Raw genomic sequence first — 19982 nt, 5'->3', positions numbered from 1 at the left:
TCACGGGTCCTGTTCGTCAGCCGTCCACAGCAGACCGTACCGACTTCATGCGACCCGCCTCCACCTCGGTCGGAACCCGATGCGCGGTGACGAACCGTGCTCTACCGGCAAGATCAGGGTGTCGTACGACATCGCCGAAGACGCGCCGCTGCTCGAACAGTTCGGCGACGAGCAGGCTGTGGGAGTCGTCGTGCTCGACCGCCGCCGCACCCCCGATCCGTAGCCATCGCGCGATGTTCGACACCATCGGCCGGATGACCGACAACCCGTCCCTCCCTCCGAAGAGCGCGGAGTGCGGGTCGTGCTCGATCACCTCCGGTTCGAGTTCGACCCCTTCAGGGATGTACGGCGGGTTCGCGACCACGAGATCGACGGTGCCTTCGAGGTTCGTGAGCAGCGTGCGGTCGGTGACGTCACCCTGAGACAGGTGGATCGGGGTGTCGCCTTCTCGCGCGCGGGTTTCGGCATTGCGGCGCGCCCACGCCAGCGCTTTCGCTTCGAGTTCCACGGCGTGGACCTCGGCGTCCGGGCGGGCGTGCGCAATCGCCAGGGCCAGGGCGCCGGAACCCGTGCACAGGTCGAGGACGACAGGATTGCGATTGCCGTGACGTTCGAGGAAGGCCAGCGCCCACCCCAGGAGAAGTTCCGTCTCGGGCCGGGGGACGAACACCCCTGGCCCCACGGCGACATCGATCTCCCCCATCGGCGATGTGCCGGTGATGTACTGCAGCGGTATCCGCTTGGCCCGCTGTTCGACCATGGAGCGGTAGGCATCGATGGTCGCGGCGTCGACGAGTGGCACGAGACCGAGCCGTCCGCGCTCGATGCCCAGCAGATGCGCGGCGAGAAGTTCGGCGTCGACCCGCGGGCTCGGGACTCCCGCTTCCTCGAGGACCGATGCCGCTTCGATGATGGCCAGGCGCAGAGGTTGACGACTCACGCGTACAGCGTGCCACGACCTGCGCAGTGCGCTACGCGCAGGTAGTCCTCGCATTGCACACATAACCGACATCCCACGCGATCTCGGGCCGAATGTGATTAGCGGGTGGAAAGGGCGGGCACCCGCATCGGGACCGATACCTTCCGGTCGGTTTCATCGACAGAAAGGGATTGATTCATGAGGACACGGACCGTGCGCAGCATCACCGTTCTCGCTGCTGCCGGCGCGACCGCTTTCGCAGCGCCTGCGCTCGCGAGCGCCGAACCGATCGACCTGCAGCCGACCCCCATCGGATGCCCGGCGGGCATCGGCCCGGTCGACACCGAGACCGCCCCCGACGAGGCGGACCTGCCGGAGGGCGGGATCGAGTACGAGATCGAGCAGGACGGCAGCGGTGGCGGTCAGATCAACTGGGTGAACCTGTCGACCCTGCAACTGGGGGATGGCGTCCTCCCGCCGGCGGAGGAGGGTGAGGAGCCTGCGATTGCGCTGGAAACGGGTGAAGGACTCGTCGTGAGCGCGGTCTGGGGTGCCCACGAGAATGCCGGCGGCCAGGGTTGCTTCCTGCTACCGGGCCTTGATCTGACCAACGTTCCGGCTGCCGCACCCGCACCCACACCCGATGAGGATGACGAAGCGTCCCCCGAGCCGGTGGACAACCAGTAGTCCAGTTCCCCTCGAAGCCCGGCTCGCGTGATTACTCCGCCGCGAGCCGGGCTTCGCGGTCTGCGGCACCGAGCGCGTCGAGCAGCGCGTCGAGCTCTCCGTCGAGCACCGCGTCGAGGTTGTGGGATTTGAAACCGATGCGGTGGTCGGTGATCCGGTTCTCCGGGAAGTTGTAGGTGCGGATGCGTTCCGACCGGTCGACGGTGCGCACCTGGCTCGCACGACCTGCCGAGGCCTCCGCTTCCGCCGCCTCTTCGGCCGCCGCCTGCAGGCGCGCGGCGAGCACCTGCATCGCGCGGGCCTTGTTCTGCAGCTGGGACCTTTCGTTCTGGCAGGTCACGACGATGCCGCTGGGGAGGTGCGTGATGCGCACGGCCGAATCGGTGGTGTTGACCCCCTGGCCACCCTTGCCGGACGATCGGTAGACGTCGATCCGCAGGTCGCTCTCGTCGATCTGCACCTGCTCGACCTCGTCGGGCTCCGGGTAGACGAAGACACCGGCCGCGGAGGTGTGGACGCGTCCCTGCGACTCGGTCACGGGCACGCGCTGAACCCGGTGCACGCCGCCCTCGAACTTCAGGCGGGACCACACGCCGTCGCGCACGTCGGTCCGCGACTTGATCGACAGGGTGACGTCCTTGTACCCACCGAGATCGGAATAGGTCGCGCCGAGAACCTCCACGCGCCAACCGGCCCGTTCGGCGTACCGCGTGTACATGCGGGCGAGATCGGAGGCGAACAGTGCGGACTCCTCGCCGCCCTCCCCCGACTTGACCTCCAGAACCACGTCGTCACCGTCGTGCGGGTCGCGGGGCGCGAGGAGATCGGTCAGGGACCGGTCGAGTTCGGCGATGTGCTCTTCGAGGTCGTCCACCTCGGACGCGAACGACGCATCGTCGGCGGCGAGTTCACGCGCCGCCTCGAGGTCGTCGCGTGCCTGCTTCAGAGCGTTGTAGGTCGACATCACGGGGGCGAGTTCGGCGAATCGCTTACCCACCCGGCGAGCCGCTGCCGGATCGTCGTGCAGCGACGGGTCGGACAACTGCTGCTCCAGACCCGCGTGTTCGGCCAGGATGTCGTCGATGGCCGACGGCTTGGTCTGCCCCGCCATGAGTGTGCTCCGCTCTGATTCGGTCCTTGCAATGAAAATGCCGACGCCCGGCCTGCACGAGGCAGTACCGGGCGTCGGCGTGACAGCTAGCTGTCGGAAGCGGCCTTCTTCGGCGCACGCTTGCCGTAGCGAGCCTCGAAGCGCGCGACACGACCACCGGTGTCGAGGATCTTCTGCTTACCGGTGTAGAACGGGTGGCAGTTGGAGCAGACTTCGACGGTGATCCGTCCCGACTCCTTGGTGCTGCGCGTCTCGAACGTGTTACCGCAACCGCAGACGACGGTCGTCGTCACGTAGTTGGGGTGGATTCCTGCCTTCATGGTGTCCCTTTCGTGGCCGCCGGGTCGCCTTCGCGGGTCGAAGACGTGAACCGGAGCCGGACTGAGCCTGTCGATTATGCCAAACGTAGGGCCCCGGGAAGAAATTCCCGGGGCGCCGACGTCAGTCGTCGAGTGCCCCCGGTGCGGTCTTCGCCACATTCATGAGGAACTCGATGTTCGTCTTGGACTTCTTGAGCCGGTCGATGAGCAGGTCGATCGCCTGGTGCGAATCGAGACCCGAGAGCACACGGCGCAGCTTGTGCACCACCGCGAACTCGTCGGGGCTCATGAGCAGCTCGTCCTTGCGGGTACCGGACGGGTTGACGTCGACCGCCGGGAACACGCGCCGCTCGGCGATCTTCCGGTCGAGCTTGAGCTCGGCGTTACCGGTGCCCTTGAACTCCTCGAAGATCACGGTGTCGCCGGTCGAGCCGGTCTCGACCATCGCGGTGGCGATGATCGTGAGCGAGCCACCGTTCTCGATGTTGCGGGCAGCACCGAGGAAACGCTTCGGCGGGTACAGCGCCGTCGAGTCGACACCACCGGACAGGATGCGTCCGGAGGCCGGCGACGAGTTGTTGTACGCGCGGCCGAGGCGGGTGATCGAGTCGAGGAGCACCACGACGTCCTGCCCCATCTCCACGAGACGCTTCGCCCGCTCGATGGCGAGTTCCGCGACCGACGTGTGGTCCGACGGCGGCCGGTCGAAGGTCGAGGCGATGACCTCACCCTTCACCGATCGCTGCATGTCGGTGACCTCTTCGGGACGCTCGTCGACGAGCACGACCATCAGGTAGCACTCGGGGTTGTTGACGGCGATGGCATTCGCGATGTCCTGCAGGACGGTCGTCTTACCGGCCTTCGGCGGCGACACGATGAGCGCACGCTGCCCCTTACCGATCGGCATGACCAGGTCGATCACACGGGTGGTGAGGATGTTGGGCTGGGTCTCGAGGCGCAGTCGCTGGTTCGGGTACAGCGGGGTGAGCTTGTTGAATTCCGGACGGCGCTTGGCCGATTCGACGTCGCGACCGTTGACGGTGTCGAGGCGGACCAGCGGATTGAACTTCTGGCGCTGGTTACCCTGTTCCCCTTCACGAGGCACTCGCACGGCACCGGTGATCGCGTCGCCGCGACGCAGACCGTTCTTGCGCACCATGTTCATCGAGACGTACACGTCGTTCGGTCCGGCCAGATAGCCCGATGTGCGAACGAACGCGTAGTTGTCGAGTACGTCGAGGATGCCGGCGACCGGCTGCAGGACGTCGTCTTCACGGATCTCGGGTTCGCGCGAATCCGAACCGCTCTCGTTGCGGTCGCGTCCACGGCGACGCTCGCGGAAGCGACGGCCGCGACGTCCGCGGCCCCCTTCCTCGTCGTCTCCCCCACGGTTGTCCTGGCCCTGGCGAGGCCCCTGGTTGCCGCCGTCGCGATCGCCACCGTCCTGGTTGCGCTCGCCCTGGTTGCGCTCGCCCTGATTGCGGTCACCCCGGCGCGAGGAACCGTCACCGGCGGTGCGGTCCTGGCCCTTGTCGCGCTGCGAGTCCCGATCCTGACGACCCTCGTCGGACGAGTCACCGGTCTCGGTCTGCTGGTTCTGCTCGGCATTGTCGGCACCACGACGACCACGACGGCCGCGGTTGCGACGGTTTCCTTCGGATTCGTTGTCGCCGCTGGGAGTCTGGTCGGCCTGCGCCCTGTCCTGCGAGCCTGCTTCGGCCGGTTCGGCGACGGCTTTCTTCTCGGTCGCGGAGGCCTCGGGCCTGGCGGTCTCGTCCGCCGCCGGACGACCACGGCGACCGCGGGTGCCACGCGCGGGCACTCCCTCTGCCTTCTCGGCCGAGCCGGTCTTCTCGGAGCCGGCGGTCGGCGCGGCTGCAGGCTGCTCGGAGGAAGGTGCGGCGCCGCCGCTGCCCTGCCGCTCCTTGATCGCAGCGATGAGATCGCCCTTGCGCATCCCGGAGGTGCCCTTGATTCCGAGCTCGGCGGCGAGAGTCCGCAACTCGGCCAGCACCATGCCCGAAAGGCCTGCTCCGCGGCGACCGCGCGTGGTCGTCCGGCTGTCGGCCTCGGGAATGTCGAGAGCAGGTGTAGCGATCAGGTCCGTATCTGTCACGGAGATCCTTCCTTCCCTCGCTCGCTCCATGCGCAGCAGAGGGGTCGTCCCGCAGATCAGTTCGTCCACTGAGCTGGGATTTGCCGTACGAGTTCAGGGAAAACGAACGGTCGGCACGTCCGCCACCACACCGATATCCGGTGGGTGCGGTCGGTCCCCCTCCCGGATCCGGGAGCAGGTGAGGATCGATCCAGGCTCGACGCCCCGATGGAGCTGGAGTGATTGCCCTGGAGAATCCGGCGACTGATACGCACGACGTGCGGACACCCCACAGAATAGCGACGATCTGTACGTAGGGCAAGAATCGCCGCACCGGAAGAAACGTGTGTGTTGCGCCACCGTCCACCCCCGATTCGGCACCCTGCGCCGGTCTCAGTCGACCTGAACGCCCTCGGCGATCTCGAGGGCGAGCACCCTCAGATCGTCGGCCTCGGCCGCAGCCCTCACTTCGTCGGGGAGCACACAGGTCGTCAGCGCGAGAACCGTCGGTCCGGCACCCGAAACGACGGCAGGAATCCCCTCTTCGCGCAATGCAGCCACCCACTTAGTGGTGAGTGGGAGCGCGGGCGCCCGCTGCCCCTGATGGAGCAGATCCTGGGTCGCCGACATGAGCAGTTCGGGGCGTTCGGTGAGCGCCACGACCGCAAGGGCTGCCCGGCTGACGTTGAACACCGCATCACGGTGCGGGACGAGTTCGGGCAGCAGACCGCGGGTGTGAGCCGTGGACGAGCGGACCGACGGAACGAAGGCATACGCCTTGATCTCCGGGTGGACGGGCAGGGAGACCGCCCGATAGGACCGCTGCTCGGAATCGACGTCGGCCTCCGTCCACGACACCACGACGCCGCCGAGCACACTGGCGGACGCATTGTCGGGGTGGCCTTCGAACTCGGACGCCAACTGCACGAGCTGCTCGTCGTCGAGGACGCGTTCAGGAGCGATCTTCCGGACGAGACCGTTGGCCGCCGCCAGTCCACCCACCGCCGCCGAAGCGGAGGAGCCCAGTCCCCGGGAGTGCGGGATGACGTTGTGACACACGACCTCCAATCCGTCGGCCCACACACCCGCAGCTTCGAGCCCGCGCTCGACGGCACGGACGACGAGATGCGACGGTCCCCAGGGGACCTCCTGCGCGCCTTCCCCCTCCACCCGGACGTCGAGCCCGGAAGCCGTTGTCGTGACGGTGATCTCGTCATACAACCCGAGGGCGAGGCCCAAGCAGTCGAAGCCGGGCCCGAGGTTCGCGCTCGAGGCGGGCACTCGGGCGGTCACCGAAAGCCCCACGGGCAACGTCTGCGTCATGTCCTGTTTCCCAACGGAGGAAGGCGTGGCGGTCAACTCAGGCCAACTCGAGCGCTGAGGCGACCGCGACCGGGTCGACCGGGATCGGCTCGACCACCGGCACATCACGCAGCGCCGTGTCGGGGTCCTTGAGGCCGTTTCCGGTCACGGTGCACACGACCTTCAGGCCGCGTTCGAGCCAGCCTTCCTTGCTCGCCGCCAGCAGACCTGCGATGGATGCGGCCGAGGCGGGCTCCACGAAGATCGACTCGGACTTCGCCAGCAAGCGGTACGCCTCGAGGATCTCCTCGTCGGTGGCGGCGCGGAACGCGCCGTTCGACTCCTCCTTGGCGGCAACGGCCCCGTTCCACGAGGCAGGAGCACCGATCCGGATGGCGGTCGCGATCGTCTCCGGATCCTTCACCGGATGTCCGAGGACGAGCGGTGCGGCACCGGCAGCCTGAACACCGAGCATCCGCGGCCGGCGTGTGCTGATCCCGTCCGCTGCGTACTCGCTGTAGCCCTTCCAGTAGGCCGTGATGTTCCCGGCATTGCCCACGGGAAGCACATGCACGTCGGGGGCGTCGCCGAGAGCATCGACGATCTCGAAGGCAGCGGTCTTCTGGCCCTCGATGCGGACCGGGTTCACGGAATTGACCAGACCGATGGTGGAGAACTCCGCGGTGGTCTTGCGGGCCAATTCCAGGCAGTCGTCGAAGTTCCCTTCGACCTGCACGATCTTCGCGCCGTGCATCACGGCCTGGGCGAGCTTGCCCATCGCGATCTTGCCCTGCGGCACGAGGACCGCGCAGCCGATGCCGGCACGCGCGGCGTAGGCCGCCGCCGAGGCCGAGGTGTTGCCGGTGGACGCACACAGCACGGCCTGCTTGCCGGTGGCGAGGGCCTCGGTGACCGCCATCGTCATACCCCGGTCCTTGAACGAACCGGTGGGATTGAGTCCCTCGACCTTGACGTGGACCTCACAGCCGGTGATCTCCGACAGGCGAGGGGCGGGGATCAGCGGCGTGCCACCTTCGTGCAGGGTGACCGTCTTCCAGTCGTCGCCGATCGGCAGACGCGAACGGTACGCCTCGATCAGGCCGGGCCACGGTGTGTGCACGGGGGTTGTGTTCTTCTCGGCCGCGCTCATTCGGCGGATCCCTCCAGTCTCAGGACGCTGGTCACAGCAATTACGGATTCGAGTTTGTCGAGCGCTGCGACGGTGTCCGCCAGCGCACGGTCGGTGGCCTGATGAGTCAGCACCACCAGTCGGGCCGCATCACCGGCCCCTTCCTGGCGGACCGCTGCGATGCTCACGTCGCGCGTGGCGAACTCTGCGGCGACCGCCGAGAGCACGCCGGCGCGGTCGGCGACCTTCAGGTTGACGTAGTAGCGAGTGAGGATGTCGCTCATGGGCGCGATCTCGAGCTTCGCGTACTTCGATTCGCGCGGACCGCGGCCACCCTGCACACGGTTGCGGGCAGCCATCACCAGGTCGCCCATCACCGCGGACGCGGTGGGAGCGCCACCGGCTCCCTGGCCGTAGAACATGAGACGGCCCGAGGACTCCGCCTCGACGACGACGGCGTTGAACGCGCCGTTGACCGACGCCAGCGGATGTTCGCGGGGCACGAGCGCCGGGTAGACGCGGGCGGACACGCGCTCCTTCCCGCCCACCGACGGAACGCGTTCGCACAGCGCGAGCAGTTTGATCGTGCAGTTGAGCGCACGAGCGGAGGTCAGGTCGGCGGCGGTGATCGACGAGATCCCCTCGCGGTAGACATCGGCCGCGGTCACGCGGGTGTGGAAGGCGATCGACGCGAGGATCGCCGCCTTGGACGCCGCGTCGAAACCTTCGACGTCTGCTGTGGGGTCGGCCTCGGCGTACCCGAGCCGACTCGCCTCGGCGAGCGTCTCGGCATAGTCCGCGCCCGTCTCGTCCATGGCCGAGAGGATGTAGTTGGTGGTGCCGTTGACGATGCCCACCACCCGATTGACCCGGTCACCCGCGAGCGACTGCGTGAGCGGGCGGATCACCGGTATCGCGCCGGCCACGGAGGCCTCGAAGTACAGATCGACATTGCGCGCCTCGGCGGCCTCGGCCAGTTCACCGGTGTAGGCGGCGAGCAGTGCCTTGTTGGCGGTGACCACGGACTTGCCGGCGTCGAGCGCCGTGCGCACGAGTGTGCGGGGAAGCTCGATACCACCGATGAGTTCGACGACGATGTCGACGTCGTCCCTGCGGATCAGCGCCTCGGCATCCGTCGTGACCAGTTCGTCGGGCAGACCCCGGTCGCGGGAGTCGTCGCGTACCGCGACGCCGCGCAACTCGAGGGGGGCGCCGATTCGCGCCTCGAGGTCGGCGGCGTCGTCACGGATGATCCGCACGACCTCGGCACCCACGGTGCCGTGGCCGAGAACCGCTACACCCACCGGACGCCGGCCCGAAGCATCGGTCGCCGTTGCACTGGTCACTCCGAAACCTCCAAGTTGAGCAGATCTTCGAGCGTCTCGCGGCGTAGCAGGATCCGCGAGACACCGTCCTTGACCGCCACGACGGCGGGGCGAGGAAGCAGGTTGTACCTGCTCGACATCGAGTAGCAGTATGCACCCGTCGCCGCGACCGCCAGTAAATCACCGGCTGCGATGTCGTCGGGCATCCAGGCGTCGCGGATCACGATGTCGCCGCTCTCACAGTGCTTGCCGACGACCCTCGAGACGACCGGCTCGGCGTCGCTCACGCGGGAGACGAGGCGTGCCTCGTACTCGGCCTGATACAGCGAGGTGCGGATGTTGTCGCTCATGCCGCCGTCGACGCTGATGTACCGGCGGACGTGACCGGAACCGAGTTCGACGTCTTTGAGGGTTCCTACCTCGTAGAGCGTCACCGTGCCCGGTCCGGCGATGGCCCGGCCGGGTTCGACAGCCAGGGTCGGGGCGGGAAGCCCCGCCAGTGCGGACTCGTTGCGGACGATATCGGTCAGTTTCGCGGCGAGGTCGGCCACCGGCGGCGGGTCGTCGCTCGGCACGTACGAGATGCCCAGGCCACCGCCGAGATCGACGATGTTCATCTGCGCGGTCTTGTCGACACCGAACTCGGCGACGATGTCACGCAGGAGCCCGATGACGCGGTGCGCGGCGAGTTCGAAGCCGTCCACGTCGAAGATCTGCGAGCCGATGTGGCTGTGCAGGCCGACGAGGCGGAGGTTGTCGGTGGCGAACACGCGCCGCACCGCCTCCATGGCGTGGCCTCCGACGAGCGAGAGCCCGAACTTCTGGTCCTCGTGCGCGGTGGAGATGAACTCGTGGGTGTGTGCTTCCACGCCCACGGTCACCCGGATGAGCACGTCCTGGACGACACCGGCCGCACCGGCGATCGTGTCGAGCCGGTCGATCTCGGCGAGCGAGTCGAGGACGATGTGCCCGACACCCACGCCGACGGCGGTGCGCAATTCGTCGACCGACTTGTTGTTGCCGTGCATCGCGATCTTCTCGGCAGGGAAGCCGGCGTGCAGGGCGACCGCGAGCTCACCACCGGACGCGACGTCGAGGGAGAGTCCTTCCTGATGGACCCACCGCGCGATCTCGCTGCACAGGAATGCCTTCGACGCGTAGTGCACCTTCGCCGACGGTCCGAAGGCCTCGGCGATCTCCCGGCAGCGGGACCGGAAGTCGTCCTCGTCGACGACGAAGAGCGGGGTGCCGTACTTCTCGGCGAGTTCGGTGACCGGGATGCCGGCGATGCGCATGACACCGTCGTCGCCACGCGCGGCGTTACGCGGCCACACATGCGGGACGAGGGCGTTGAGAGCCTCTGTACCGGAGGGACGCTCGGGCAGGTTCGGGGCGTGCGGGATCTGAGCGTGACGCGGTCCCGCCGGGTGCGCGTTCACATCCGCTCCGGAGCACTGACGCCGAGCAGACCGAGGCCGTTGGCGAGGACCTGCCGCGTGGCGGCGCACAACGCGAGTCGCGCGGTGTGCAGGGGCCCGGCTTCTTCATCGCCCTGCGGCAGAATCCGGCACGCGTCGTAGAAGCGGTGGTAGGTGCCCGCGAGTTCTTCCAGATAGCGCGCGACGCGGTGCGGTTCGCGGAGTTCGGCAGCCTTCGCCAGGACGCGGGGGTACTCGCCGAGGGTGCGGATGAGGTCTCCCTCGCGCTCGTGGGTGAGCAGCGAGAAATCGGCGCCGTCGTGGGTGAGACCCAGATCGGCGGCGTTGCGCGCGATCGACGACAGGCGTGCGTGGGCGTACTGCACGTAGTAGACGGGGTTCTCGTTCGTGGTGCTTGCCCACAGTTCGAGATCGATGTCGATGCTCTGATCCACCGAGGAACGCACGAGCGAGTAGCGGGCGGCATCGACGCCGATCGACTCGACGAGGTCGTCGAGGGTGATCACGGTGCCGGCCCGCTTGCTCATCTTCACGGCCTCGCCACCGCGGACGAGGTTGACCATCTGGCCGATCATCACCTCGACGGTGTCGGGATCGTCGCCGAACGCCGCCGCGGCGGCCTTCAGACGCCCGATGTAGCCGTGATGGTCGGCACCGAGCATGTAGATGCACAGGTCGAAGCCGCGCGAGCGCTTGTCCTGGAAGTAGGCGATGTCACCGGCGATGTATGCGGCATTGCCGTCGGACTTGATGACGACGCGGTCCTTGTCGTCGCCGTAGTCGCTGCTCTTGAGCCACCATGCGCCGTCTTCGAAGTACAGCTTGCCGGACGCCTTCAGGGTCTCGACGGCCTTCTCGACGGCTCCGCTCTCGAAGAGGGAGTTCTCGTGGAAGTACACGTCGAAGTCGACGCCGAACTCGTGGAGGGTGCGCTTGATGTGCGCGAACATCAGTTCCACACCGATCGAGCGGAACGTCTCGTGCCGCTCGTCCTCCGGGAGGTCGAGGGCCTCGGGTCGCTGCTCGAGCACGGAGGAGGCGATGTCGACGATGTAGGCGCCGGCGTAACCGTCCTCGGGCGCGGGCTGTCCGAGTGCGGCGGCGATGAGCGACCGGGTGAAGCGGTCGATCTGCGCGCCGTGGTCGTTGAAGTAGTACTCGCGGGTGACCTCGCCGCCCTGCGCGGTGAGGATGCGTCCGAGCGCGTCGCCGACCGCGGCCCAGCGCGTGCCACCGAGGTGGATAGGGCCGGTGGGGTTGGCGGAGACGAACTCGAGATTGATCTTCGTGTTCGCGAGGTCGCGCCCGTTGCCGTAGGCGTCGCCCTCGGCGAGCACCTTGGCGACGATGGCTCCCTGAGCGTCCGCGGCGAGGCGGATGTTCAGGAAGCCGGGGCCTGCGACCTCGGCCGAGTCGATGCCGTCAGCTGCGGTCAGGGCCTCGGCGAGCCAGGTGGCGAGTTCGCGGGGATTGGCACCGACCTTCTTCGCGACCTGCATCGCGACGTTGGTCGCGTAGTCGCCGTGCTCCGGGTTGCGCGGGCGCTCGACAGTAAGGGTCTCGGGAAGAACGGACGCGTCGAGACCACGGTCGGTGAGGACACCGGCAGCGGTTCCGCGGAGCAGCTGGGCAAGGTCGGAGGGAGTCACAGGTATCCATCCTATTGGCTGGTGAATAGTGGCGGCGACGCTCCCCCTACCGGCCGCTCCGGGGCGCCGATCTCCGGCACGCCCGTAGAGTTGTGAGTGTTTGTGCGCCCCGATGGGCGCACGTCCGTCTGTCCACCCGTCGAAAGAGCACACAGCGATGCCCAGCGGTTCGGTAAGTGGCGGCTCCGGTAACAAGAACACCGGAGCCAAGTCGTCGAAGGCGATCAAGGCCGCCAAGAAGAAGAGTGGTGGCGCGCGCGGCGTCCCCGCCCAGCGTCAGATTCCGTGGTTGACGATCGGTGGTGTGGCCATTGTTGTCGTGCTGGTCGCCGTCATCGCTGTGAGCTTGATCCCGAAGTACCAGAATCAGCAGGAGATGTCGGCCTGGACGCCGTCGGAGTCCAACCAGGATCCCTCGGACGACATCGAGGGCGTCCTGAAGATCGACTACCCGGCCGGCGTGCACGTCGCACCCGGCCAGCGGGTCGCCTACGACCACTCGCCGCCGTTCGGTGGTCCCCACGATTCGGTCTGGGCGACCTGCACCGGAACGGTGTACGAGCAGCCGGTGCGGACCGAGCACATGGTGCACTCGCTCGAGCACGGTGCGGTGTGGATCGCGTACAACCCCGATCTGGTCGACGACGCGGCTCTCGACACGCTCCGGTCGAAGGTCGACGGCCGCACCTACACGCTGATGTCGCCGTACCCGGGGCTCGACGCCCCCATCTCGTTGCAGTCGTGGGGCCACCAGCTCAAGCTCGACAGTGCCGATGACGAACGCATCGATCAGTTCATCAGTGCACTGCGGACGAACCAGTACACCTATCCGGAGGTCGGTGCCAGCTGCTCGACCATCCCCGGCTCGTTCGATCCGGCGAACCCGCCGCCGTTCGACGCCTCGGAGCCCGGCCCCGACGCAGTGCCGATGAACGCGGAGACCGTCGGCGACATGCAGCAGGCCCCGGCCGGGAGCTGACGATGAGCGCCTCGCCGGACACGTTCTCCCCCGAGCCGAGGGAACACAACCGGCTGCTGCTGGTGCTGCTCACCGTCGCCGCCGTCGCCGTGGGTTTCCTCGCGGGTTTCCTCGCCCGGATCCCCTTCGAGGATTCGACCCCGGCGACGCCGGTGGCAGGTTCGGTGGACGTCGGATTCGCGCAGGACATGATCGTGCACCACAACCAGGCTGTCGAGATGGCGGCGGTCGCGGTTGCCAATTCGGAGGACGATCGAATCCGCAACATCGCGTACGACATCCTCACCACCCAGCAGAACCAGATCGGTCAGATGCAGGGCTGGTTGTCGCTGTGGGGACAACCGACGTTGCCCAGCGGTGAGTACATGGCGTGGATGACCGAGACCGGCCACGACCACGGCAGTCACGGCACGTCCGAGGACACCGGGAATTCCGCCGCCGCGCACCTGATGCCGGGTATGGCCACCTCCGAGGACCTCGCGAATCTGCGGGCGGCGCGCGGACTCGAACTGGACGTGTTGTTCCTCCAGTTGATGCTGCGACATCACGAGGGTGGCCTATCGATGATGGAGTACGGCGAGCAGTACGCGAGCACCCCGGCGGTTCGCAATCTGGCCGGCACGATGGTTGCCACGCAGCAGGGTGAGTCGGATTTGATGAGGTCGCTGCTCGCCGAACGCGGCGCCGAACCTCTGCCGTTGAACTGAACAATCGAAATCCCGGCCCGAAACCGGCTCTGACCTGCAGATGTGGAGTTGAGCGCTCGATGCGCTAGGCTAACTCCCGCACCTCCGGTCATCCGGTGGTCCGGATGCCCTCGTAGCTCAGGGGATAGAGCGCTTGCCTCCGGAGCAAGAAGTCGCAGGTTCGAATCCTGCCGAGGGCACCACGAAGGCCCCGCTTCACACGAAGCGGGGCCTTCGTCGTGTCTACGGCCGGTTTCCGGCGATGAGCAGTGTGGGCCCCCGTGACGGTTGCGCAGGGCGGCGCGGCGAAAGCCCCTCAGCGGCTCTCGCCGATACGCACGAACCGCGCCGGGTCGGTACCCGGGATGCGCCGGAGCCGTCCGCGTTCGATGAGCTGACGTACGTGCGCCGAACCTTCCGCGAGCGCCATCCTCTTACCGTGCAGCGGTGTCTCGTCCCACGGCCGGTACCAGCGCATGCGCGCGGTGGCGTCCCACAGCGTGAGTTCCTCGTCGCCGAACGCGTCGTAGAGGTCGTCGAGGCGCTGGTCGTGGTGGGCGATCAGTTCGCCGACGCGGTGCGGCAGGTCGTTGATCTGGCGTCGGTGCGCCGGAAGTGCGCGGCGTACGGGCAGGTCGGCGACCGCGCGTAGCGAGTCGAGGTACTCCCCCAGCGCGTCCCGTTGCGGCAGAGGGAAATCGAACTCGCCGACGTGCGGGGTCGTGGTCGCGAGGACGTGGTCCCCGCTGAAGAGCACCCCGTGCTCTTCGAGCAGGAAACACGCGTGACCGGCGGTGTGCCCGGGTGTGAGTACCGTGCGCAGGACACGGCCCGACAGGGGGATCGTCTCGTCGGGGCCGAGTTTGCGGTCGGGAAGCGAATCGGGCCGGCCGACTTTCGGGACGACGGTGGCGAGCAGCTCTTCGATCGCGGATTCGGGCGCGCCGGCGCGGCGCATCAGTTCGGCTTCCTCGGGTCGGCGATCCGCATCGGACATCATGACCTCGAGATGAGCGAAGTCGGCCTCGTTCATCGCGACCCAGCACCCCGACGCCTCGCGGATACGACCGGTGAGGCCCACGTGGTCGGGGTGGAAGTGCGTGACGACCACGCCTTCGACGTCCGTCACCGACAGGCCCGCCGTGGCCAGGCCGTCCTGCAGCGCCGCCCACGAGCGGTCGTCGTTCCAGCCGACATCCACGAGTACGACGCCGCGCGGGGACTCCATCACGTAGACCTGGGTGTCGCCGACGGGCAGGTCCGCCACCGGGACGGGAACGACATGGATGCCGTCTCCGATATCGCGTGCTTCGACCATCGGTGCTGCCTCTCGATCGTGTGGCTTTCGTTCGAAAGCTACAGCAATGAGTTCAATTGTTTCCCGGATGGGGTTCGATGATCGCCACGATGGATCTGATCTCACCCGCCGGGATATCGAAGTGTTCGGTCACCGCCACGGAAATCTCCGAATTCGGCCCTGCCGCGATGTCCAGAACGAATCGCGCGACGACACTGTGGTGCCATTCGTGGAACTGCAGATCGCGAATCCTGCGGATCGGCCGGTATTCCGGACCGTGCTCGAGGCGGTCGCGGATCTCACCTCCGCTGTCCCCGGTCCGCTCCCCGTTCTCGACCCGCCAGGCGTCGGCTGCAAGACGCACATGGGATGCATCGTGGCTCACCAAGGACCGGATGTAGGCGCGCGCCATCGCCACCCGAGGACTGTCGCCGGGACCGACAGCATGACGTGCGAGAGCGGCCGTCACCTCCGGCGACCACTCCTTCCGGCAGATCACCAGATCGGGCAGATACGGATGCGGCCGGTTGTACTCCAGTTCGCTGCCGTCGACCCGGGCGCAGTACAGCCCTGCGGCGCGCGCGACCGCGACCGGCGCCGCCGAATCCCACTCCCACTGCCCTCCGGCGTGGATGTAGGCATCGGCCTCGCCGCGCACGACCGCCATCGCCTTGGCACCCGCCGAACCCATCCGGATCAGGTCGGCATCGAGGTCTCGGGCGAGATCGAACACGAAAGCCGGCGGCCGGCTCCCGCTGATGACGATGCGTGGACGACGCCGCACGACAGGTGGGGGCGGTGGCACGTCGTCCGTGCTGTGGACGAGACCGAGGGCGGGCTGGGCAACCGCACCGGCGGTCAGGCCTTTGCCCGCCTCCCACAACGCGATGTGGACGGCCCAATCGACGTGCTCGGGCATCCCGAATTCCTTCGATCCGTCGAGCGGATCGATGATCCAGACCCGGTCGGCCCCCACCCGCGCCGGATCGTCGGCCGACTCCTCCGAGAGCACCGCATCGCCCGGACGCGCTGCGGCCAGACGCTCGAGGATGTAGGTGTCGGCCGCGCGGTCACCACGACGACCCAGCTCACGGCCGCCGAGAGCGTCTCCCTCTATGGCACGGACGGTCAGAAGCAGTTCTCCTGCGCCGGAGGCCGTCTCGGCGGCGAGCCGGGCATCGTCGAGCTGAGCGTCATCGGTCATGGCTCAACAATCGCACGACGAGCTCGGCTTTCGCCGCAGGAGTTCCGTCTGCGGGACGTAGCACCAACTCCGGATCACGAGGTGGCTCGTAGGGATCGTCGATCCCCGTGAAGCCGGTCAGTTCACCTGCACGTGCCCGGGCGTACATGCCCTTGGGATCGCGCGCCTCGCACTCCGCGAGCGGCGTGTCGACGAACACCTCGTAGAACGGGAGGCCGGTCTCCTCATGGTGCCGGCGCACGCGGTCGCGGTCCTCTCGGTACGGGCTGATGAGCGCACAGATCGCGACCAGACCTGCGTCGGCCATCAGTTGCGCCACGGCCCCGACGCGCCGTACGTTCTCCGCCCGGTCCTCCGGCCCGAAGCCGAGATCGGCGTTGAGTCCGTGCCTCAGATTGTCGCCGTCGAGGCGGTAGGCGGGGACACCGGCGGCGATCAGCCGTCGTTCGAGTTCGACGGCCACCGTGGATTTGCCGGAGGCAGACAGGCCGGTGAGCCAGACGGTCGCACCGCCTCTCCCCCGTTCCGAACGCGAGACGGCAGCCGAGTGCCACACGACCTGGCTGTCGGCCAGGGTAGGTCCGGTGATCATCCCGGCAGCGACGGTGTTCCCGCTGTGTTCGTCGACCAGGACGAAACTTCCGGTGGTGCGATTACGTCGGTAGGGGTCGAACAGCAGGGGTTGTTGCGTGCGCAGTTGCACACGACCGATCTCGTTGAGACGGAGTGAGTTCGCGGCCTCGTCACGATGCAGCGAGTTGACGTCGAGCCGATAGTCCAGACGGGCCACACGTGCGGCGGTCGATCGAGTGGTCTGCAGAAGGACGTAGTGGGCGTCGGGTTCGAGGCTGGTGCGTTCGTCGAACCAGCACACCATGGCATCGATCCCACAGCCGACGAGCGGGCGGTTGTTGGGACGGCACAGCATGTCGCCGCGTCCGACGTCGAGATCGTTCTCGAGTTCGACGCATACCGCCGCGCCGGCGAACGCGTGATCGAGCGTCACTCCGCCGGGCCCCCACAGCTTCCGCACCCGTGTTCCGAAACCGGAAGGGAGAACCACCACTTCGTCACCGGGTGCGAATCCGCCCGCAGCGACCGTTCCGGCGTAACCCCGGAAGTCGCGGTGTTCACCATCGCCACCCGGACGGATCACGTACTGCACGGGCAGTCGCGCATCGATCAGGTTGGTGTCCGAGGCGATGTGCACCTGTTCGAGATGATGCAACAGCGAAGTTCCCTCGTACCACGGCATATTCACGGTCCGGGAGACGACATTGTCGCCGTGCAGCGCCGAGAGGGGAACGAAGGCGAGGTCGGGGACATCGAGTTTCGCTGCGAAATTCCGGAACTCGTCGCAGATCTCATCGAATCTGCGCTGCGACCAGCCCACAAGGTCCATCTTGTTGATGCACAACACCACATGGCGCACCCCGAGCAGCGAGGCGAGGAAAGCGTGCCGGCGGGTCTGCTCGACGACGCCCTTGCGCGCGTCGACGAGGACGAGCGCCAGATCCGCCGTGGACGCTCCGGTGACCATGTTTCGCGTGTACTGCTCGTGACCGGGTGTGTCGGCGATGACGAACGTACGCTGCGCCGTAGCGAAGTAGCGGTAGGCGACATCGATGGTGATGCCCTGCTCACGTTCGGCGCGCAGACCATCGGTGAGCAGGGCCAGATCCGCGCGGTCGGCACCGCGATCGAAGCTGGTGCGCGTCACCGCCTCGAGTTGGTCCTCGAAGACGGCCTTCGAATCGAACAGCAGCCGGCCGATCAGAGTGGACTTGCCGTCGTCGACACTCCCGGCGGTAGCGATACGCAAGAGGCGGGACATCAGAAGTATCCCTCCCTCTTCCGGTCTTCCATCCCGGCATCGGAGATCCGGTCGTCGGCTCGCGTCGCGCCACGCTCGGTGACACGACTGGCCGCGACCTCCGCGACCACCTCGTCCGCTGTCGTGGCGACGGACTCGACGCAGCCTGTGCACGTCGCATCACCGACCGTGCGGAACCGGACGTGGCCGTCGCGCGGCGTCTCACCGGGTAGCAGGGTGAGAAAGCGGGTGTGCGCGAGCAGCATTCCGTCGCGTTCGACGACGGAACGGCGGTGGGCGTAGTACAGGGAGGGCAGATCGACTCCTTCGTCGCGGATGTACCGCCAGATGTCGAGTTCGGTCCAGTTGGACAGCGGGAACACCCGCACGTGCTGGCCGCGGCGATGCCGGCCGTTGTACAGCTGCCACAGTTCCGGGCGTTGCGCCTTCGGATCCCATTGCCCGAACTCGTCGCGCAGGCTGAAGATGCGTTCCTTGGCGCGTGCCTTCTCCTCGTCCCGACGGGCGCCTCCGAAGACCGCCTCGAATCCCCCTTCACGCAGGGCCCGTAGGAGAGTTCCGGTCTGCAGTCGGTTACGTGTCGCACCGGGTCCGACGTCCTCGACGGACCGTCCGGCGTCGAGATCGTCCTGCACCGAGGCCGTGATCAGGCGCAACCCCAGTTCGGCGACGGTGCGGTCGCGGAAGTCGATCACCTCGTCGAAATTGTGCCCGGTGTCGATGTGCAGCACGGGAAAGGGCAAGGGGGCGGGCCAGAACGCCTTGGCCGCGAGGTGGAGCATCACCGCGGAGTCCTTGCCGCCGGAGAACAGCAGAACGGGTCGGGAGAAGGTCGCGGCGACCTCACGGAAGATGTGCACGGACTCGGCTTCGAGCGCCCCGAGCAGTGGCAGTTCGTAGATCGGCGGTCGTTGCGGCGGCACCGTGGTCATCCGCGCCCTCTCAGCCCGGCGCGGTACATATGTGTACCGACGCGGTCGAAGTCTTCAGCCCCACAGTAGAACGAGTTTCAATTCCGGGTCAACGACCCGTCCGGGTGTCCGGTCGGCGCAGCGGGTGCCGCCCGCCCAGCTCGGCGGTGATCGCTTCCGCGGCCGCGACGAGCGCCGTTGCGCACCGTTCGACCTCGGCGGCGTCGAGTTGCCGCTCGACGTGCAGGGCCAGCACGAGCGCCTGATGTCCGTCGGGGCCGTAGGCGGGGGCCGCCACGAGATTGACGGCTCGCGGCTCGCCCGCACGGAAAGCGTCGGGCAACAACACGCGCTCGCCGGGACTGGACACCAGTTCCGCAAGCATCTCCCGCAGCTCCGGTGCCAGGTCGTGCGAGACCACGCCTGCCATGAGTGCATAGAGGCGGCGACCGCCGGGAGTGAGGGATTCGACGAGAAAGCCCGAGCGCCGACATTCGGCCACGATTCGTCCGAGGCCCTCACGGTCGACGGCCACCGGCAGGGTCGGCTCCCGCCGCAGCCACTGCTCGATGCGCTCGTCGGTGTCCCACAGGACGTACATCAATCCCACCGGGGGCGCGAACGGGTACACCTCTCCCACCTGCGCAACCGACGGCGCACCGTCGCCACCGACGACGTCGAGCACCACGATGCGATCCCCGACGACCGCCGATGCGGAGCACATCATCTCGAATCTCTCGGCGAGTGGGACCAGATGCCGATGCACGACGGGCCCGTACGCCGAGCCGCGTTGCGCAGCACGACCTGCGACGATCAGGGCCGGCCCGAGCCCGTACGCCTTGTCGACCGGGTCGCGGACCAGATAGCCCGCATCGGCGAGCGCGGTGAGGATCCCCAGGCAGGTGGGCTTGCTCAGGCCGAGCTCCCTTGCCAGTTCGGACAATCCGAATCGAACACCGGGTCGCGCCACGAGGTGGTCGAGCACCTGCACGACGCGTTCCGTCGGCGGCGACCGGCGGGCGGTGCTGGATCGGTCACTTCCGTCGCCGAGCGCCCCGGACCGCTCCCCCATTGACCCTCCCTGGAACACGTTCT

17 protein-coding genes and 1 tRNA gene are annotated in these 19982 nt (G+C 67.5%); 4 read left to right on the top strand and 14 right to left on the bottom strand.

The window, feature by feature from the left end; all coding sequences use genetic code 11:
• Positions 1-16: 16 nt before the first annotated feature.
• Positions 17-940, bottom strand: coding sequence for a peptide chain release factor N(5)-glutamine methyltransferase (gene prmC, locus ABZ789_RS14985; RefSeq protein ID WP_358424927.1), 924 nt, complete (start codon positions 938-940; stop codon positions 17-19).
• Between the two features lie 177 nt (positions 941-1117).
• On the opposite strand from prmC, the gene ABZ789_RS14980 reads away from it, so the two are divergent.
• A complete protein-coding gene (locus ABZ789_RS14980; RefSeq protein WP_358424925.1) occupies positions 1118-1606 on the top strand; it encodes a hypothetical protein in 489 nt (162 codons plus the stop codon).
• A 31-nt stretch (positions 1607-1637) separates the two neighbouring features.
• On the opposite strand, the gene prfA is transcribed toward ABZ789_RS14980, so the two are convergent.
• The 8 genes from prfA to argS form a co-directional block, all read right to left on the bottom strand.
• Positions 1638-2717 (bottom strand): peptide chain release factor 1, encoded by a 1080-nt coding sequence (gene prfA, locus ABZ789_RS14975; RefSeq protein WP_358424923.1) that lies wholly within the window; start codon positions 2715-2717, stop codon positions 1638-1640.
• An 86-nt stretch (positions 2718-2803) separates the two neighbouring features.
• On the bottom strand, positions 2804-3037 hold the full coding sequence (gene rpmE, locus ABZ789_RS14970) for a 50S ribosomal protein L31 (RefSeq protein WP_358424921.1): 234 nt from the start codon (positions 3035-3037) through the stop codon (positions 2804-2806).
• Between the two features lie 121 nt (positions 3038-3158).
• Positions 3159-5054, bottom strand: a complete 1896-nt coding sequence (gene rho / locus ABZ789_RS14965) for a transcription termination factor Rho (RefSeq protein WP_358424964.1) — start codon at positions 5052-5054, stop codon at positions 3159-3161.
• 471 nt (positions 5055-5525) lie between these two features.
• Positions 5526-6455, bottom strand: coding sequence for a homoserine kinase (thrB, locus tag ABZ789_RS14960; RefSeq protein WP_358424919.1), 930 nt, complete (start codon positions 6453-6455; stop codon positions 5526-5528).
• Positions 6456-6492: 37 nt separating this feature from the next.
• Positions 6493-7584 carry a threonine synthase gene (gene thrC / locus ABZ789_RS14955; RefSeq protein WP_358424917.1) on the bottom strand — a complete coding sequence of 364 codons (1092 nt, stop codon included), beginning with the start codon at positions 7582-7584 and terminating at the stop codon, positions 6493-6495.
• Positions 7581-8867 (bottom strand): homoserine dehydrogenase, encoded by a 1287-nt coding sequence (locus tag ABZ789_RS14950; protein WP_358424962.1) that lies wholly within the window; start codon positions 8865-8867, stop codon positions 7581-7583. Before ABZ789_RS14950 ends, thrC begins: the two co-directional genes overlap by 4 nt.
• 38 nt (positions 8868-8905) lie before the next feature.
• Entirely contained in the window at positions 8906-10327 is a 1422-nt protein-coding gene (lysA, locus tag ABZ789_RS14945; protein ID WP_358424915.1) for a diaminopimelate decarboxylase, read from the bottom strand.
• A complete protein-coding gene (gene argS / locus ABZ789_RS14940) occupies positions 10324-11976 on the bottom strand; it encodes an arginine--tRNA ligase (RefSeq protein WP_358424914.1) in 1653 nt (550 codons plus the stop codon). Before argS ends, lysA begins: the two co-directional genes overlap by 4 nt.
• A 157-nt stretch (positions 11977-12133) precedes the next feature.
• Here argS and ABZ789_RS14935 point away from each other — a divergent pair, with 157 nt between their 5' ends.
• The 3 genes from ABZ789_RS14935 (at position 12134) to ABZ789_RS14925 (ending at position 13844) form a co-directional block, all read left to right on the top strand.
• On the top strand, positions 12134-12955 hold the full coding sequence (locus ABZ789_RS14935; protein ID WP_358424912.1) for a DUF3105 domain-containing protein: 822 nt from the start codon (positions 12134-12136) through the stop codon (positions 12953-12955).
• A gap of 2 nt (positions 12956-12957) precedes the next feature.
• Positions 12958-13662 (top strand): DUF305 domain-containing protein, encoded by a 705-nt coding sequence (locus ABZ789_RS14930; RefSeq protein ID WP_358424910.1) that lies wholly within the window; start codon positions 12958-12960, stop codon positions 13660-13662.
• 106 nt (positions 13663-13768) lie between these two features.
• Positions 13769-13844, top strand: a tRNA-Arg gene (locus ABZ789_RS14925).
• Between the two features lie 113 nt (positions 13845-13957).
• Here the strand turns inward: ABZ789_RS14925 and ABZ789_RS14920 are convergent.
• From ABZ789_RS14920 to ABZ789_RS14900, 5 genes are all read right to left on the bottom strand, one after another.
• The gene (locus ABZ789_RS14920; RefSeq protein ID WP_358424908.1) at positions 13958-14959 is read right to left on the bottom strand and encodes an MBL fold metallo-hydrolase; all 1002 of its coding nucleotides are present in this window, start codon (positions 14957-14959) and stop codon (positions 13958-13960) included.
• A gap of 52 nt (positions 14960-15011) precedes the next feature.
• Positions 15012-16142 carry a 3'(2'),5'-bisphosphate nucleotidase CysQ gene (locus ABZ789_RS14915; RefSeq protein ID WP_358424906.1) on the bottom strand — a complete coding sequence of 377 codons (1131 nt, stop codon included), beginning with the start codon at positions 16140-16142 and terminating at the stop codon, positions 15012-15014.
• A complete protein-coding gene (cysC, locus tag ABZ789_RS14910; RefSeq protein WP_358424904.1) occupies positions 16132-17976 on the bottom strand; it encodes an adenylyl-sulfate kinase in 1845 nt (614 codons plus the stop codon). The genes ABZ789_RS14915 and cysC overlap by 11 nt, the downstream gene beginning before the upstream one ends.
• Entirely contained in the window at positions 17976-18908 is a 933-nt protein-coding gene (cysD, locus tag ABZ789_RS14905) for a sulfate adenylyltransferase subunit CysD (RefSeq protein WP_358424902.1), read from the bottom strand. Before cysD ends, cysC begins: the two co-directional genes overlap by 1 nt.
• An 88-nt stretch (positions 18909-18996) precedes the next feature.
• Entirely contained in the window at positions 18997-19959 is a 963-nt protein-coding gene (locus tag ABZ789_RS14900) for a helix-turn-helix domain-containing protein (protein WP_358424900.1), read from the bottom strand.
• Between the last annotated feature and the right edge of the window lie 23 nt (positions 19960-19982).

The sequence above is a fragment of the Rhodococcus sp. NPDC047139 genome (assembly GCF_040643435.1).
GTDB lineage: Bacteria > Actinomycetota > Actinomycetes > Mycobacteriales > Mycobacteriaceae > Rhodococcus.
The sequence above is the reverse complement of the archived record's forward strand: the minus strand, read 5'-3'. Positions and strand labels throughout refer to the sequence as shown.